The sequence below is a fragment of the Sinorhizobium terangae genome (genome assembly GCF_029714365.1).
Taxonomy (GTDB): Bacteria; Pseudomonadota; Alphaproteobacteria; order Rhizobiales; family Rhizobiaceae; genus Sinorhizobium; species Sinorhizobium terangae.
Genome location: NZ_CP121659.1, coordinates 1,870,750 through 1,882,746, shown reverse-complemented (window position 1 = coordinate 1,882,746; position 11,997 = coordinate 1,870,750). Strand labels below are relative to the sequence as shown.

Annotated in this window: 16 protein-coding genes, 2 pseudogenes and 1 riboswitch; of the genes and pseudogenes, 8 read left to right on the top strand and 10 right to left on the bottom strand. The window is 61.7% G+C overall.

What is annotated here, in order from left to right; translation table 11 throughout:
* Positions 1 to 173 precede the first annotated feature (173 nt).
* From QA637_RS08920 to QA637_RS08910, 3 genes are all read right to left on the bottom strand, one after another.
* Positions 174 to 302 carry a hypothetical protein gene (locus QA637_RS08920; RefSeq protein WP_268833812.1) on the bottom strand — a complete coding sequence of 43 codons (129 nt, stop codon included), beginning with the start codon at positions 300 to 302 and terminating at the stop codon, positions 174 to 176.
* Between the two features lie 194 nt (positions 303 to 496).
* On the bottom strand, positions 497 to 676 hold the full coding sequence (locus tag QA637_RS08915) for a hypothetical protein (RefSeq protein WP_153437502.1): 180 nt from the start codon (positions 674 to 676) through the stop codon (positions 497 to 499).
* 364 nt (positions 677 to 1,040) lie between these two features.
* Complete coding sequence (locus tag QA637_RS08910; RefSeq protein WP_153437503.1) at positions 1,041 to 1,202, bottom strand: Thivi_2564 family membrane protein; 162 nt, start codon at positions 1,200 to 1,202, stop codon at positions 1,041 to 1,043.
* Positions 1,203 to 1,449: 247 nt separating this feature from the next.
* Here QA637_RS08910 and QA637_RS08905 point away from each other — a divergent pair.
* A pseudogene (locus QA637_RS08905) lies at positions 1,450 to 2,967 on the top strand (portal protein); the annotation flags it as partial.
* 72 nt (positions 2,968 to 3,039) lie between these two features.
* On the opposite strand, the gene QA637_RS08900 reads toward QA637_RS08905, so the two are convergent.
* Entirely contained in the window at positions 3,040 to 3,849 is an 810-nt protein-coding gene (locus tag QA637_RS08900) for a class I SAM-dependent methyltransferase (protein ID WP_153437505.1), read from the bottom strand.
* Positions 3,850 to 4,014: 165 nt separating this feature from the next.
* Here QA637_RS08900 and QA637_RS08895 point away from each other — a divergent pair, with 165 nt between their 5' ends.
* Positions 4,015 to 4,368: a hypothetical protein gene (locus QA637_RS08895; RefSeq protein WP_153437506.1), complete on the top strand. Its 354-nt coding sequence runs from the start codon at positions 4,015 to 4,017 to the stop codon at positions 4,366 to 4,368.
* Positions 4,369 to 4,379: 11 nt separating this feature from the next.
* Here the strand turns inward: QA637_RS08895 and QA637_RS08890 are convergent, their stop codons facing one another.
* Entirely contained in the window at positions 4,380 to 4,679 is a 300-nt protein-coding gene (locus QA637_RS08890) for a hypothetical protein (protein WP_153437507.1), read from the bottom strand.
* 47 nt (positions 4,680 to 4,726) lie between these two features.
* On the opposite strand from QA637_RS08890, the gene QA637_RS08885 reads away from it, so the two are divergent.
* The gene (locus QA637_RS08885; RefSeq protein WP_283064772.1) at positions 4,727 to 5,272 is read left to right on the top strand and encodes a hypothetical protein; all 546 of its coding nucleotides are present in this window, start codon (positions 4,727 to 4,729) and stop codon (positions 5,270 to 5,272) included.
* Between the two features lie 32 nt (positions 5,273 to 5,304).
* Here the strand turns inward: QA637_RS08885 and QA637_RS08880 are convergent.
* Positions 5,305 to 5,601: pseudogene (locus tag QA637_RS08880) on the bottom strand (HigA family addiction module antitoxin).
* A gap of 131 nt (positions 5,602 to 5,732) precedes the next feature.
* Here QA637_RS08880 and QA637_RS08875 point away from each other — a divergent pair.
* The 4 genes from QA637_RS08875 to QA637_RS08860 all read left to right on the top strand — a co-directional run bounded on the left by QA637_RS08875 (position 5,733) and on the right by QA637_RS08860 (position 7,810).
* Positions 5,733 to 6,563, top strand: a complete 831-nt coding sequence (locus tag QA637_RS08875; RefSeq protein ID WP_153437509.1) for a lysozyme family protein — start codon at positions 5,733 to 5,735, stop codon at positions 6,561 to 6,563.
* Positions 6,564 to 6,683: 120 nt separating this feature from the next.
* Positions 6,684 to 6,950 (top strand): hypothetical protein, encoded by a 267-nt coding sequence (locus tag QA637_RS08870; RefSeq protein ID WP_153437576.1) that lies wholly within the window; start codon positions 6,684 to 6,686, stop codon positions 6,948 to 6,950.
* Positions 6,943 to 7,278, top strand: a complete 336-nt coding sequence (locus tag QA637_RS08865) for a DUF1515 family protein (protein WP_153437510.1) — start codon at positions 6,943 to 6,945, stop codon at positions 7,276 to 7,278. Before QA637_RS08870 ends, QA637_RS08865 begins: the two co-directional genes overlap by 8 nt.
* Positions 7,279 to 7,561: 283 nt before the next feature.
* A complete protein-coding gene (locus QA637_RS08860; protein ID WP_153437511.1) occupies positions 7,562 to 7,810 on the top strand; it encodes a hypothetical protein in 249 nt (82 codons plus the stop codon).
* 87 nt (positions 7,811 to 7,897) lie between these two features.
* On the opposite strand, the gene QA637_RS08855 is transcribed toward QA637_RS08860, so the two are convergent.
* From QA637_RS08855 to QA637_RS08840, 4 genes are all read right to left on the bottom strand, one after another.
* Positions 7,898 to 8,209, bottom strand: coding sequence for a hypothetical protein (locus QA637_RS08855; RefSeq protein ID WP_234886795.1), 312 nt, complete (start codon positions 8,207 to 8,209; stop codon positions 7,898 to 7,900).
* Between the two features lie 169 nt (positions 8,210 to 8,378).
* Entirely contained in the window at positions 8,379 to 8,654 is a 276-nt protein-coding gene (locus QA637_RS08850) for a hypothetical protein (RefSeq protein ID WP_153437512.1), read from the bottom strand.
* Between the two features lie 37 nt (positions 8,655 to 8,691).
* Positions 8,692 to 8,991 carry a hypothetical protein gene (locus QA637_RS08845; protein ID WP_153437513.1) on the bottom strand — a complete coding sequence of 100 codons (300 nt, stop codon included), beginning with the start codon at positions 8,989 to 8,991 and terminating at the stop codon, positions 8,692 to 8,694.
* Positions 8,992 to 9,057: 66 nt separating this feature from the next.
* Positions 9,058 to 9,348: a hypothetical protein gene (locus tag QA637_RS08840; protein WP_153437514.1), complete on the bottom strand. Its 291-nt coding sequence runs from the start codon at positions 9,346 to 9,348 to the stop codon at positions 9,058 to 9,060.
* 317 nt (positions 9,349 to 9,665) lie between these two features.
* Between QA637_RS08840 and QA637_RS08835 the strand changes: the two genes are divergently transcribed.
* Positions 9,666 to 11,444, top strand: a complete 1,779-nt coding sequence (locus tag QA637_RS08835; protein ID WP_153437515.1) for an SLC13 family permease — start codon at positions 9,666 to 9,668, stop codon at positions 11,442 to 11,444.
* Between the two features lie 323 nt (positions 11,445 to 11,767).
* A riboswitch (cobalamin riboswitch) is annotated at positions 11,768 to 11,980 on the top strand.
* Positions 11,981 to 11,997 lie beyond the last annotated feature (17 nt).

The following is an 11,997-nucleotide window of genomic DNA, read 5'->3' as shown; positions in this document are numbered from 1 at the left end:
CGAGCCGGCACTTGAAGCAAAGTTCCGAACGGAAACCGCTCCACACTTTCTCTGGAATTGCTTTTGACGCTACGCAATTCCGAACGGAAACCGCTCCACACTTTCTCTGGAATTGCTTTAGAAACCACGCAGTCCCGTACGGAAAACCACTCCGCACTTTTCCTGGGATTGCTCTAGTTGCTCGGAGCGATTGGCGGTGTACTCGGCGGCGCCACTGCTTCGGGATTGAACGCCAGGATACTCAGCACGAGAGCGATGAGGATGAGAATAAGCGCCAGGAAGGCGATGCCGCTCTTGTCCATTCCCCATCATGGGGAGCCGAATGTGAGAATTTCGAGGCATTCGGGAGCAGGCCCGACAAGTGCCTCGGTCTCTACGGCGCCACGCGTCCAACCAGACGCGCAATGGTCGCTGTAAAGCTTTGAGTTTCTGCATGATTTTGTCCTTAGATCGGTTCCGATCTTAAGGAATCATGCAGTAGCAGTCCCACTGCCCGCTATCGCATCTGGGTCTGGGCAGCCGGCAGGTAAACCCTGGCCGAGGCGTGCTCTTCGCTGGTCAGCGATCCTGCGAGTAAAAGATAAGCGGTTATGCCGAGCACAGACAGCACCAGAATGGCGACAGGCAGGCCGGACGAAGCGTGATATTCCGGCCCTCGGTAATCTTTTCCAACCATCGTAACGAACTCCACTCTATGCACATACGAGAACGTGCCATCGGTGCGACTGGTTCCTGCACGATGGTTGGTCAGCGATAACAAGGGTTGAGGCGTTGTAACGTGACAGCATTATACCATGCTCCTCAGCTTATGGCCGGTGATTACGGGTGATGGCAGTTTTCTGCCGCCGCTGGTTCACTGTCCGTTCGTAGCTATTTTTGGTGGCGGGCAAGCACGACCAACCAGCGTTTCGGTCGAGACCAGCCCGCTGGTTGGTCAGAAACGTTCAGGACGATGCTCGTCATTTCGAGCGCATTTTTCACAGCTCAACAAGCTATACAAATGCAGGCCCGAGGCGTGCCGATCGTGTCGAGGCGCACGATCAGAAGACCGCCAGATACCGCAGCAACGACAGGATGCCGATGATGATCACGATCGCTTGGACAATCTGTTTGGCACGCGCGTCCAACGGAAGCCGATTAACGAGATAAAGCACCAGGATGACGACCAGGAACGTGATCAAGATGCTGATGAGGATCGACATTGACGCGCACTCCCGACGAAAGCTTCCGATAAAAGCTTAACTATGGGAGGTTTTGCAGAAGGGAAGGCCTGCTACCGAAGATGGCATTCCGCTGCAAGATGACGGACTGCTAGCCGACGTTCAAATCGTCCGACACTTTCCTACCGCCATGCCACGAGCGGAAACGCATCTCTCTCCGATTCGCGCGAACTGGCCGACTGTCACCCAACAATTCAAAATCGAACTCCACGGCCCGAAAGGTTCTCCGATGGCTGCAATGACCGATGAACGGCTGGCCGCACTGGTCAGCCAACTGGTGAAGGACTGCGAAGACTATCGCGACACGCTCGCGGTCGATCGCATCAAGGCGATGGAATATTACGACGGCACGATGAAGGACGTGCCGGCCGACGCCAACCGCTCGAAAGTGGTTTCGCGCGATTGCCGCGCGGCGATCAAGAAGGTGCTGCCGTCGCTGATCCGGACCATCCTCGGCAACGACAAGGTGGTGGAATACGCGCCCGTCAACGAGGGCGACGAGGCGGCGGCGAGCCAAGCGACCGACTACATCAACTACGTCGTCTTTCCCGAAAGCGATGGCTATGACGCCGTGCAGGACGCGGCGCACGACGCCTTGAAGCTCCGCAACGGCGTGATCCGCTGGTGGTACGAGAACAAGGTGTCGATCGCGGTCTCGACCCATACTGGGCTCGACGAGGCGGCATTGGTGCAGCTCGTCGGCGACGACGCGGTGGAGGTGCTGGAGCAGTCGCAGACGATCGAGAAGATCCAGACACTCGAGGGTGTGATCGAGCAGCCGAGCTACAGCGTGAAGATCCGCCGCAAGGTGGAGCGAGGCACGCCGCGGCTGGCGGCGGTGCCGCTCGAAGAATTTCTGATCCATCCGGACGCGCTCTCGATCGAGGAGAGCCCGATCGCCGGCATTGCCACGCGCATGCGCCGTTCGGATCTCATTGCGATGGGGCATGACCGCGACCTGATCGAAGGCGTGCCGGCTTCGACCGGCGACAGTGGCGACGACGACGAGGAGTTCACCCGCCGGCGCGATGCCTTCGCGGCGCGCGATGCGGTGCCGAAAGCGCTGGAAGAGGTGGATTACTACGAGCTCTACGTGAAGGTGGACGCGGACGACGACGGCATTGCGGAACTGCGGCGGCTCGTCTTTGCCGGCGGCACGGGCGCGGAAAACCTGCTTTCGAACGACGAATGGGACGAGGTGCCCTTCGCGGATCTCATCGTCGAACGGCGGCCGCACCAGCGCGAGGGCGGCTCGGTGACCGACGACGTGGCGGAAATCCAGCGGGTGAAGACCGTGTTGATGCGTCAGACGCTCGACAATCTCTACTGGCAGAACAACCAGCAGCCGATCGTCCAAGAAGGCGCGATCGCCAATCCGGAAGCCGTGCTCAACCCAAAGTTCGGGCAGCCGATCCGCGTCAGCCAGGGCATCGATGCGCGCGCGGCGCTCGGCTACACCATGGTGCCGTTCGTCGCGAAAGAGTCCTTCGCGATGCTCTCCTATCTCGACCAGGAGGCGACGGACCGCACCGGCATTTCCGACGCCTCGAGCGGGCTTGCGCCGGACGCGCTTCAGAACATGACGGCGCGGGCGACGGCGCTGATCGAGCAGGCGGGGATCGGCCAGACGGAGCTGATGGTGCGCACCTTTGCGCAAGGGTTGCGGCGCGTGTTCAAGGGGCTGCTTCGCCTCGTCATCAAGCACCAGGACCGGCCGCGCGTAGTCAGGCTGCGCGGGCAATGGGTGGCGTCTTTAGAACCCGCGAGTGAAAGAGGCGTCGTCCGACGAGTTGCGAGTGTGCGACAAGTCTTTATGCGCTCAAGGCGTCACGATCCCCTTCACGGCCCAAGCAACGGCTAGGTAGGACCGTGGACCGTCGACATCGCCGTCGAGGTAGGCAGAACGGACAGCATCGCGAAGCCTCACGCGTGCCCGCTCGTCGAGCGTCGCGACATATTCGGCACCCGGTCCATCCTTGCCAAGGTATGGCGCCCAGTAATCGTCGAAGGACGCGTACTCCATGCGGATGGCAAGCTCCGCCGTCTCAATGTTGGTGAGGCCGGCTTGACGCCAGGCCGACTCCAACTCGCCCGGCCGTGTCATGGGGCGGGTGCAGGCGCGCGCCCGAAGCAATCCAGCGGCGGGATCAAGCGCGGCTGCGGTATCCAAGAACACCCGACCGGCAACGAAGCCGCCGCGAGCGTCCCATACGGTGGCTGCAACCGTCGCTCCAGGTCGCGCGACACGGCGCATTTCTGCCACGGCTCGGTGCGGCTCGGAGACGAAGTGGAGCATCAGGAGCGACAGAACCCGGTCGAATGCCGCGTCAGGGAAAGGCAAAGCACATGCGTCGCCGACACGAAAGGAGATACGCGGATCTGAGTTTCTGTGCGTCGCATGTTCGATGTAGGGTGGCGCGTAGTCGATCCCGCATATAGCCGCCAGGTCGGAGCGCTCGGACAGCAGAAACGTCAAGCTGCCAGTGCCGCAGCCCACGTCCAGCACCCGTTCACCGCTCGAGATCCCCGCGAATGCCAGGAACGGAACAGCAAGCCGGCGGCTCCAACGCCCCATCTGCAGCTCGTAACCATTGCCCGTGCTGGCGTTGAAGGTCGATGCAGCCGTCATAGCACACTCCAGTAAGCCTTCCGGACCTTTACCAAACAGCCAGGCGTCCACCCCATCGGTGGGACGCTTGTGGAACGCCATTCTAAGCACAGCGACGAACCCCGTATCCGCCCGCTTCCGACACGCGGTGGGCGGCGCCGGGCGTCGCGCACCAAGGAGAGTTACATGTATCCATTCTTGATCAAGTTTGGACTGAAGCAGATCGGCGATAAATTGGGTAAGTCGATGTTCAACGACACCCTCAACCCGGATGAAGCCTATGCGGATCGCATAGCGAGAGACTTCGGCATCAATTGGCATGATGCCCGTGACGCGTACCAGCAGAATCCGGGGTTTTGGGAAAAGTCCTACAAGGGTGACCCAAACGACCCCCGCAACGCCCCGAAAATGGCGCCGGTCACGCGTACCTCCCGGCTGCTTGCCGCCCCTCCCGGTGCTCCGGAGGGAAGGGGGCTATGGGAGAAACTGTTTCCGGGACGCGTTTCCCTGAGACGAGCACAGGAAGACTGGCGCGAATAACCCTAGCGCGGTCAAAACCCGCGTGCATAGACGGCATAGGCCGTAAGGCAAAGCACCCAGAAGACCACAGCGGACCACTTGCCGGCGTCGCGGCTCATCTGATAGCGGCCGTCCTCCCGGCGCTTCAGTCCGAACCAGTTGAAGCCGGGTTCTTCAAGATAGAAATCGCCGACGACAATCCTGCCGAAGCTCAACAAAGGCACGACGATCCGCGCGGTTCCATAGAGAAAGAACTCGACGACGAGGAGTTCGAACAAATTGGTGATTGCGGAGAAAGCGGCATCGAGCGCGAAGAGTTTTTTCCTGCTCATGTTTCGTTTGCTTCCCGGTTGAGTGGAAAAGTGGGCGGGCTAGGAGGATGCACGAGGCTCGTCTTGCGTCAAAGGCCGCGCGTGAAGGAGACGTAGGCGAGAGCGCAAAGCACCCAGAAAACCACGGCGGCCAACTTGCTGACGTCGGAATTCATGAGGTAGCGGCCGTCCTCCCGGCGCTTCAGCCCAACCCAGTTGAAGCCGGAATCTTCAATGTAGAAATTGTCGACCACTACTTTGCCAAAGCTCAGCAGCGGCACGACGATCCGCGCGGTTTCGTAAAGGAAAAACTCGAAGATGAGGGCGCCGATACTGTTCAGGGCAAGCCAGAAGGACGTCGCACCGCTTCTCGATCGGATGGAAAAAACCGCGCGGAAAATGGGCTTTCTTCATATCGACTTAGCAGCCGTGAACGGCGCAAGCACATCAGAGCCAAGATTCGCAGGATCCTCGGATTTCCGCCTCGGAAAAGGAAACCGAAGGTCGACGGCCCGGCGTTTCCAACGATTATCGATGCGCTTCGGATCGAGGCTCAGGAGAGGCGACATCGTCTCGTCCAGCTGAATGAAGAACTGGTTTCGTTCGGCAGTTGATGACTGGCGGATTGCAGCCGAACGAACCTCAGCTAGGCCGCGACCTCGAGTTCCGGAATTTCGGCCAGTTCGTCCTCCAAAGCCGCGGCAGCAATTTTTCAAGTCATAGCTCGCCTGAAGGTTCAACCAGTATTCGGGAGTTGTGCGGAAGAATTTCCCGAGTCGCAGTGCCCTGTCTGCAGTGACAGCGGTTTATTCGGTTGCGAGGCGCTCGATCCGGGTGCGCGGAACCCTGAGCATTTTTGCCAGAGAGCCTGCACTCATAGTGGCACAAGAAACTCCTCCCGCAGGATTTCGCCCGGGTGGACCGGCGGCAAATTGGAACTCATGGCTTATCTCTCCGTGCTCGGAACACACCCTGCTCCTGAAGGAATGTATCACGCCACGATACATTCCTAAGGCATTGGGTGCCGTAGAATGTCTATGTCCCGTGTAGGGCGTTCCTAAAGGAAAAATCAAAATGAATAAAACCGTGCCTGCCGGCGCGGCGATTCTGCTCGACTTCATTCGGGAGACCGAGGTCGGACGGAAAGACCGCGCATCTTATGACGTGATCTATGCCAACAGGCAGAACAGGCTCAAGCAGCCGCTGACGACGATGAGCTTCGGCGATGTCGTCCACGCGCAGGAGGCGTGGTCGAAGAGCCATGGGTCGAGCGCCGCCGGCGCCTATCAGTTTATGCGGGCGACGCTTCTCGGGTTGGCGAAAGAAATCCCCTCGCTCGAGGGAACCGATGTCTTCACGCCGGATCTGCAGGACCGCCTTGGTTTTCACCTCCTGAAGCGCCGTGGTTATCAGGCCTTCGTAACCGGCGAATTGTCGCTCGTCGAATTCGGGAAGCGGCTGGCGCAGGAGTGGGCGTCGCTGCCGGTGCTGGCCGACACCAGGGGGAATCAGCAGCAGGTGAAGCGCGGGCAATCCTATTACGCCGGCGACGGGCTCAACAAGGTCCTGGTCAAGCCGGAGAAGGTCGAAGCTGTGCTGCGTGAGGTGCTGGCCGTCGCGCGTCGTCGCGTAGAGCCCGAAGGGCAAGCGGCCGTGCGGGCGGCACGGGAGAAAGCCGCGCCGGCATCGCACGCTGCGTCGAAGCGCAGGGCTGTCGCGAGATCCGGGCGCTTCTGGACCTGGCTGCTGACGGCCGGCGGCAGCCTCGTCACCGCGTTGAAGGAACTCAATCTCGTGACGCTCGACTGGCGGGTGCAACTCGCGATCCTCACCGTGATCGTCGGCTTTGCCGTCTACGCCATCTCCTCCATGCCGGTGGTGCGCGAGGCGCTGGGTCTCAAGTGACGATGTTCTGGGGAAGGATCCTTGCCGGCGGGCTCGTCCTCGCCGCCGCATTTTGGGCCGTGCTCGCCATCCGAGAGGAGGGGGCACAAGCAGTGAGACACGCAATCGAAAGGCAAAATGATGAAGCTGCAGACCGCGCTGACGCGAAGCGTCGCGCTTATGATGCCTGCCTTGCTTTTGGCGGGTTGTGGGATTTCGGGGCCGGCCGATGTGACGGGCCTGAGACGCGTCGTCGGCACTGATCTTGCCGGCGCCCGCGGTGCAACGCAGGCGGACCAACGGCGGATCGACCGCACCGTCGTCGGCCTGTGCGCCGCGGCAGTATGGGCGAAGGCCGAATGCGAAGGACATAGAGTGGTGGTGATGGGAGCGGGCGGCGATGATTGATGGGAGCGTTCACCAGCAGCTCGGGACGCTGATCGCCGAAGTGAAGAACCTGCGCGAGGATTTTCGGCGGACCGAAGACCGGGCGGACGCAAGCTTGGCCTCGACGGTCCGCCGCATGGACGAGCTTTTCGAGCGGGTGGGGACGCTTGAAGGGGCGATGTCGCTGACCAAGGAGGACATTGCCGATATGAAGCCGGTGACCGAGGACGTGCGCAAATGGAAGCTGATCGGAATGGGCGCGCTCGGCGTCATCGGCATCGGCGGCGCGGCACTCGGTGTGACCTTTGCGGACGCGGCGAAGCGCATGCTGATGTTGTTGCGCGGCTAGTCGGGGGAATGCCGGTGATTCGCTTCGCCCCCGAATTGGGTGCAAGTGCGCTGCGTTTGGCGGCCGGCAGCGCCCGCCGTGGTCGCGGCGAGCCGGCCGGAATAGGAGAAATTTGGTAGTCCAGGTTGTGTTTCTGTCGAAACAATCGTTAACCGAGCCTGGCAGCTTAGCTCGGCTCGCGATGGCTGTGGATATCGAGCTCTCTATGTGTCGCTTTCATAAAATTCCATGGATGCGGTCAAAGCGATTGTGGTTACCTTTTCACCGGGGGAGGGCCACGGGGATGGTGACTGTCGCCGACATCAATCTGACATGGGTGCAGAAGCGGGCGGATGCCTATTGCGCCAAACTTGGTGACCACGAAATGGGCTTTGTCTTGAAGCGCCAGGCGCGCGGAGACTGGGCCTGGACGATCTGGCATTGCAACGGGACCGGCAGCGACGATTTCCGTCATGCCACCACGCTCGACGCGGCCCAGGCGCAAGTGCTGGCGGGCGTGAAGGACTGGTTCCGGCGGGCCGGATTCTCCTAAGACGACGGAACGTTCGCAGGTCAGGCGCGACCCGCTGCCTTCACCTGGAAGCGGCGGCCCGGTCCCGGCTGTTGTAGGCGTGCGCAATCAGTCGAAGTCGAAGAAATCATACCTGTAACGCCGGCTGACGAGGCGGAGCGAGCCGTCCGGCTCTACCACGTAGGTCTCATAGACCGTGCGCCCCGCGCGATCGTTGAACTGGTGCGGCACGATGCTGCCGACCGGCGCCCGCCTAAGCCCTGTCCGCGGCTTGCCGCCGTAGGTGATGCTGCCCGGTATCGGCTCCAGGTAGGGTGAATAGCCGAAGGTGACCGCGGTGGCCGTGCAGCCGCTCACGCTCGACGCGAGCAGCATGACGGACAGGACCGCGGGCGACATCGCTGGCAGGAGGGGCCTCATGGTGTTTTCTCATCGCTCGAAGTGAGGCTGAAGCGCCTTTAAGCGTCGGCCGGTCGCAAACAACGCGTTTTAAATGTGCAGGGTTCCGTGCCGCGTCCTTGGACTACCCATGCCCCAGCCGCCGGCCGCCGAACAGCACGTGATGTCCGGCGACATTGCTTTTGCCATCCTAGCGGCGAGAGTGCCTCGTGATAAAGTCATAATCTATGTGGCGGCGGATCAGCTTCAGCGAGCGGTCCGGTTGGATCACATAGGTTTCCCGGGCCAGTCCGCCTTGAGTGAAGAACTGGTGCGGCACGATGCTGCCGACCGGCGCCTTGGTGAGTTTCGTGCGTGGCTGGCCGCCATAGGTGATGCTGCCGGGGATCGGCTCCAGCTCCGGCGCGGTGGTGGTGCAGGCCGCAAGAAGGAGCGCGGCTGCGCAGGCGATCGAGCCAAGTTTCATCGTGGCGCCCCTCGGTAATGCCTTGGCGTACCGGACATCAACGGTCCATGTCGCCGAAGATATCGTAGTCGATGCGACGGCCGACAAGCCGCAGCGAGCGGTCGGGTTCGATCACATAGGTCTCGTAGACCTTGTGGCCGAAACTATCGAAGAACTGATGCGGCACGATGCTGCCGACCGGCGCCTTGGTCAGCCTCGTGCGCGGTTGGCCGCCATAGGTGATGCTGCCGGGGATGGGCTCGAGATAGCGTCCGTAGCCGACCGACGGCGGCCGAGCGGTAGTCGAGCAGGCGCACAGCAGAAGGGCGGCAAAAAGGGTGGGCAAGGCATCTTTCATGGCGATACTCTCATTCCATTTGTGAGAAACGGCGCGGAGAAACCGTGCGCGGTTTCCTTATCCCACTTACCGGTCGGTCATAAGATCATAGTCGATACGGCGGCTTATAAGCCGCAGAGAGCGGTCGGGCTCGATAACGTAAGTTTCGGAGACCTGGCGGCCGAAACTGTCGCGGAACCGGTGCGGCACGATGCTGCCGACGGGCGCCTTGGTCAGCCTCGTGCGGGGCTGGCCGCCATAGGTGATGCTGCCCGGAATGGGTTCGAGATTGCGCGAGTAGCCAACTGAGGGCGGGGCGGTGGAAGCACAGGCGGCGAGCAGGAGACCCGCGCAAATGGCGGGCAGGGCGGTCTTCATGGCTGCGTTTTCCTTGGCTCCGGCGATTGCGCCCCCTCCGTTGCGCGAAGGCCCGTTGGTACACGCTAAACTGGCTGCGACATCATATTCCTTCTTCAACAACGGTCAAAGGAACCAACGAGTTTCGGTTGAGTTTCTGGTAATCCACAGCGCTGCGACATGAATCTGTCGGTATTTCAGTTGCATTCGATAGACGCTTTGGACGATGTAGTGGATCAGACTCGCCGCTGCGTGTTTTTATTCCTTCAGTCGATTTCGGTTTGGGGGGAAATGCAGTAGAGGCTTTCGTACGATCCGCGTTGCTTCAGGTACAGCTCATGACCGCCGAACAGTCGCTTTCGTTTCTCGTAATCGGCGCCATGATGGCCTTTTTCATCTGGGACCGTTTCCGCTACGACCTCATTGCCTGTTCGGCGCTGATGCTCTCGGTCGCGGTCGGCATCGTTCCCTTCGACCGCGCCTTTACAGGCTTCAGCGATGATATCGTCATCATCGTCGGCAGCGCGCTGATCGTCAGCGCCGGTGTTGCCCGCTCCGGCGTGGTCGATGCGGCGATACAGCGCTTCCTGCCGGACCTGACCTCGGTAAGGGCGCAGCTTGCGCTTCTTGTCGTGACCGTCACGATGCTTTCCGCCTTCATCAAGAATATCGGCGCGCTGGCGATCATGATCCCGGTCGCTTTCCAGTTCGCCCGGCGGTCGGGCGTCCAGCCCTCGGTCTTCCTGATGCCGATGGCCTTCGGTTCGCTGATCGGCGGGCTGATGACCCAGGTCGGCACCTCGCCCAATGTGGTCGTGTCGAGGATGCGGCAGGACCTGACCGGCGAGAGCTTCAGCATGTTCGACTTTACCCCGGTCGGCGCCTCGCTGGCCGTGGTCGGCGCGGTGTTCCTGCTTTTCGCCTATCGCCTGGTGCCGGAGCGCAAAAGCCAGCAGGTTTCCGTCAACCAGGCGATCGAGATCACCGACTATACCTCTGAAGCGGTCGTAGCGAACGGTTCGCCGATGATCGGCAAGCCGCTCGGCAACCTCGTCAAACTCGGCGACGGCGGTGCGGTCGTCCTCGCCATCTTCCGCCGCGGCACGCATCTGGCGCCGCTGCCGGACGCCATCATCGAGGCCGACGATATCCTGCTGCTCGAAGGCGGGCCGGCGGCGCTCGACCGTATCGTCTCCCAGGCGAAGCTCAAGATTTCCGGCGACAGGTCGCCCACGGCCAACAACGGCAAGACGCCGGCCGACATCGAGGCGATCGAGGCGGTGATCGCCAGCGGCTCTCCGCTCATCGGCATGTCTGCGCAGCGGCTTGCGCTCTTCAACAATCACAACATCAACCTGCTTGCCGTCAGCCGCCAGGGCGAGCGGCTGAAGCAGCGACTCGGCAGCATCCGGCTGCGGGCCGGCGACATTGTCGTGCTGCAGGGGACACGGCGCGACCTGCCGCCGTTCCTGCAGGAATTCGGCTGCCTGCCGCTCGCCCAGCGGGAAATCCTGCTCGGTACCATCCGACGCGCGACGGTGCCGCTGCTCGTTCTCGCAGCCGCCATGGGGGCAACGGCGATCGGAGTCGTGCCTGTGCCGGTCGCCTTCTTCGCGGCGGCGCTCGCCATGGTGATCTTCCGCGTCATCCCGCTGCGCGACGTCTACCGTGCGGTCGACGGGCCGATCCTCGTCATGCTGGCGGCGCTGATCCCGGTCAGCGACACGTTGCGCACCACCGGTGGGTCGGACCTTATCGCCGGCTGGCTGAGCGGCATCGCTGCCGGCCTGCCGCCCGCGGGCGCACTTGCGCTCATCCTCATCGCCGCAATGGCGGTCACGCCCTTCCTCAACAATGCCGCCACGGTGCTCGTCATGGCACCGATCGCCGCGAGTTTTGCCGCGGCGCTCGGCTACAAGCCGGATGCCTTTCTGATGGCGGTGGCGATCGGCGCAGGCTCAGATTTCCTCACCCCGATCGGCCACCAGTGCAACACGCTGGTCATGGGGCCGGGCGGCTACCGCTTCAGCGACTACCCGCGCCTCGGTCTGCCGCTTTCGATCGTCATTGTGCTCGTCGCCGTGCCGATGCTGATGTGGGTCTGGCCGCTGCGCTGAGCGCATTGACGATACCGGGACCGCGCCGGGTCCTTCAGACAGTTCCTTATGTACCAGTTGGCGATCTCGCCACCTGCGCCTCGTTTCCCACCTGACTGCAAAATGCTCTAGCGCTGGGAATGCTCTGGTGCGTCGGCTGTCCTCTGCGAAGGCGTGCGTTGCTCGGTTCACAGTCAATGACAACGGCAAATTAACGCCCATGGCGAATTTTCTGTCTTGTGCGATGTTATGTTATTAAGTAACAGAACGGCTAGCCTCAACGGGATACCACCCATGATATGTCCTTTCGCCATCCATCCCCGGTTGCCTCGCGCCGCGATTCGTGCCACCAAGGCGGCGATGGTGCTGCTTTCCTGACCCGGAAGCGGCTGAAAAGGGAACACGGTGAGGACGACCCAGGAGGGGCCGAAACCGTGGCTGCCCCCGCAACTGTGAGCGGAAAGCGCATTCACACCATGTCACTGGCGAAAAGCCGGGAAGACGTGGATGCGCGGCGACCCGCGAGCCAGGAGACCTGCCATCGAACCGATCAACCACAACGGACGGGGTGTTC

Excerpts from the sequence above, each read along its gene's own strand:
- QA637_RS08900 (WP_153437505.1), bottom strand. The coding sequence starts at position 3,849 with ATGACGGCTGCATCGACCTTCAACGCCAGCACGGGCAATGGTTACGAG.
- QA637_RS08875 (WP_153437509.1), top strand. The coding sequence starts at position 5,733 with ATGAATAAAACCGTGCCTGCCGGCGCGGCGATTCTGCTCGACTTCATT.
- QA637_RS08840 (WP_153437514.1), bottom strand. The coding sequence starts at position 9,348 with ATGAAGACCGCCCTGCCCGCCATTTGCGCGGGTCTCCTGCTCGCCGCC.
- QA637_RS08850 (WP_153437512.1), bottom strand. The coding sequence starts at position 8,654 with ATGAAACTTGGCTCGATCGCCTGCGCAGCCGCGCTCCTTCTTGCGGCC.
- QA637_RS08870 (WP_153437576.1), top strand. The coding sequence starts at position 6,684 with ATGAAGCTGCAGACCGCGCTGACGCGAAGCGTCGCGCTTATGATGCCT.
- QA637_RS08845 (WP_153437513.1), bottom strand. The coding sequence starts at position 8,991 with ATGAAAGATGCCTTGCCCACCCTTTTTGCCGCCCTTCTGCTGTGCGCC.
- QA637_RS08860 (WP_153437511.1), top strand. The coding sequence starts at position 7,562 with ATGGTGACTGTCGCCGACATCAATCTGACATGGGTGCAGAAGCGGGCG.
- QA637_RS08890 (WP_153437507.1), bottom strand. The coding sequence starts at position 4,679 with ATGAGCAGGAAAAAACTCTTCGCGCTCGATGCCGCTTTCTCCGCAATC.
- QA637_RS08910 (WP_153437503.1), bottom strand. The coding sequence starts at position 1,202 with ATGTCGATCCTCATCAGCATCTTGATCACGTTCCTGGTCGTCATCCTG.
- QA637_RS08920 (WP_268833812.1), bottom strand. The coding sequence starts at position 302 with ATGGACAAGAGCGGCATCGCCTTCCTGGCGCTTATTCTCATCCTCATC.
- QA637_RS08885 (WP_283064772.1), top strand. The coding sequence starts at position 4,727 with ATGCACGAGGCTCGTCTTGCGTCAAAGGCCGCGCGTGAAGGAGACGTA.
- QA637_RS08865 (WP_153437510.1), top strand. The coding sequence starts at position 6,943 with ATGATTGATGGGAGCGTTCACCAGCAGCTCGGGACGCTGATCGCCGAA.
- QA637_RS08835 (WP_153437515.1), top strand. The coding sequence starts at position 9,666 with ATGACCGCCGAACAGTCGCTTTCGTTTCTCGTAATCGGCGCCATGATG.
- QA637_RS08895 (WP_153437506.1), top strand. The coding sequence starts at position 4,015 with ATGTATCCATTCTTGATCAAGTTTGGACTGAAGCAGATCGGCGATAAA.
- QA637_RS08855 (WP_234886795.1), bottom strand. The coding sequence starts at position 8,209 with ATGAGGCCCCTCCTGCCAGCGATGTCGCCCGCGGTCCTGTCCGTCATG.
- QA637_RS08915 (WP_153437502.1), bottom strand. The coding sequence starts at position 676 with ATGGTTGGAAAAGATTACCGAGGGCCGGAATATCACGCTTCGTCCGGC.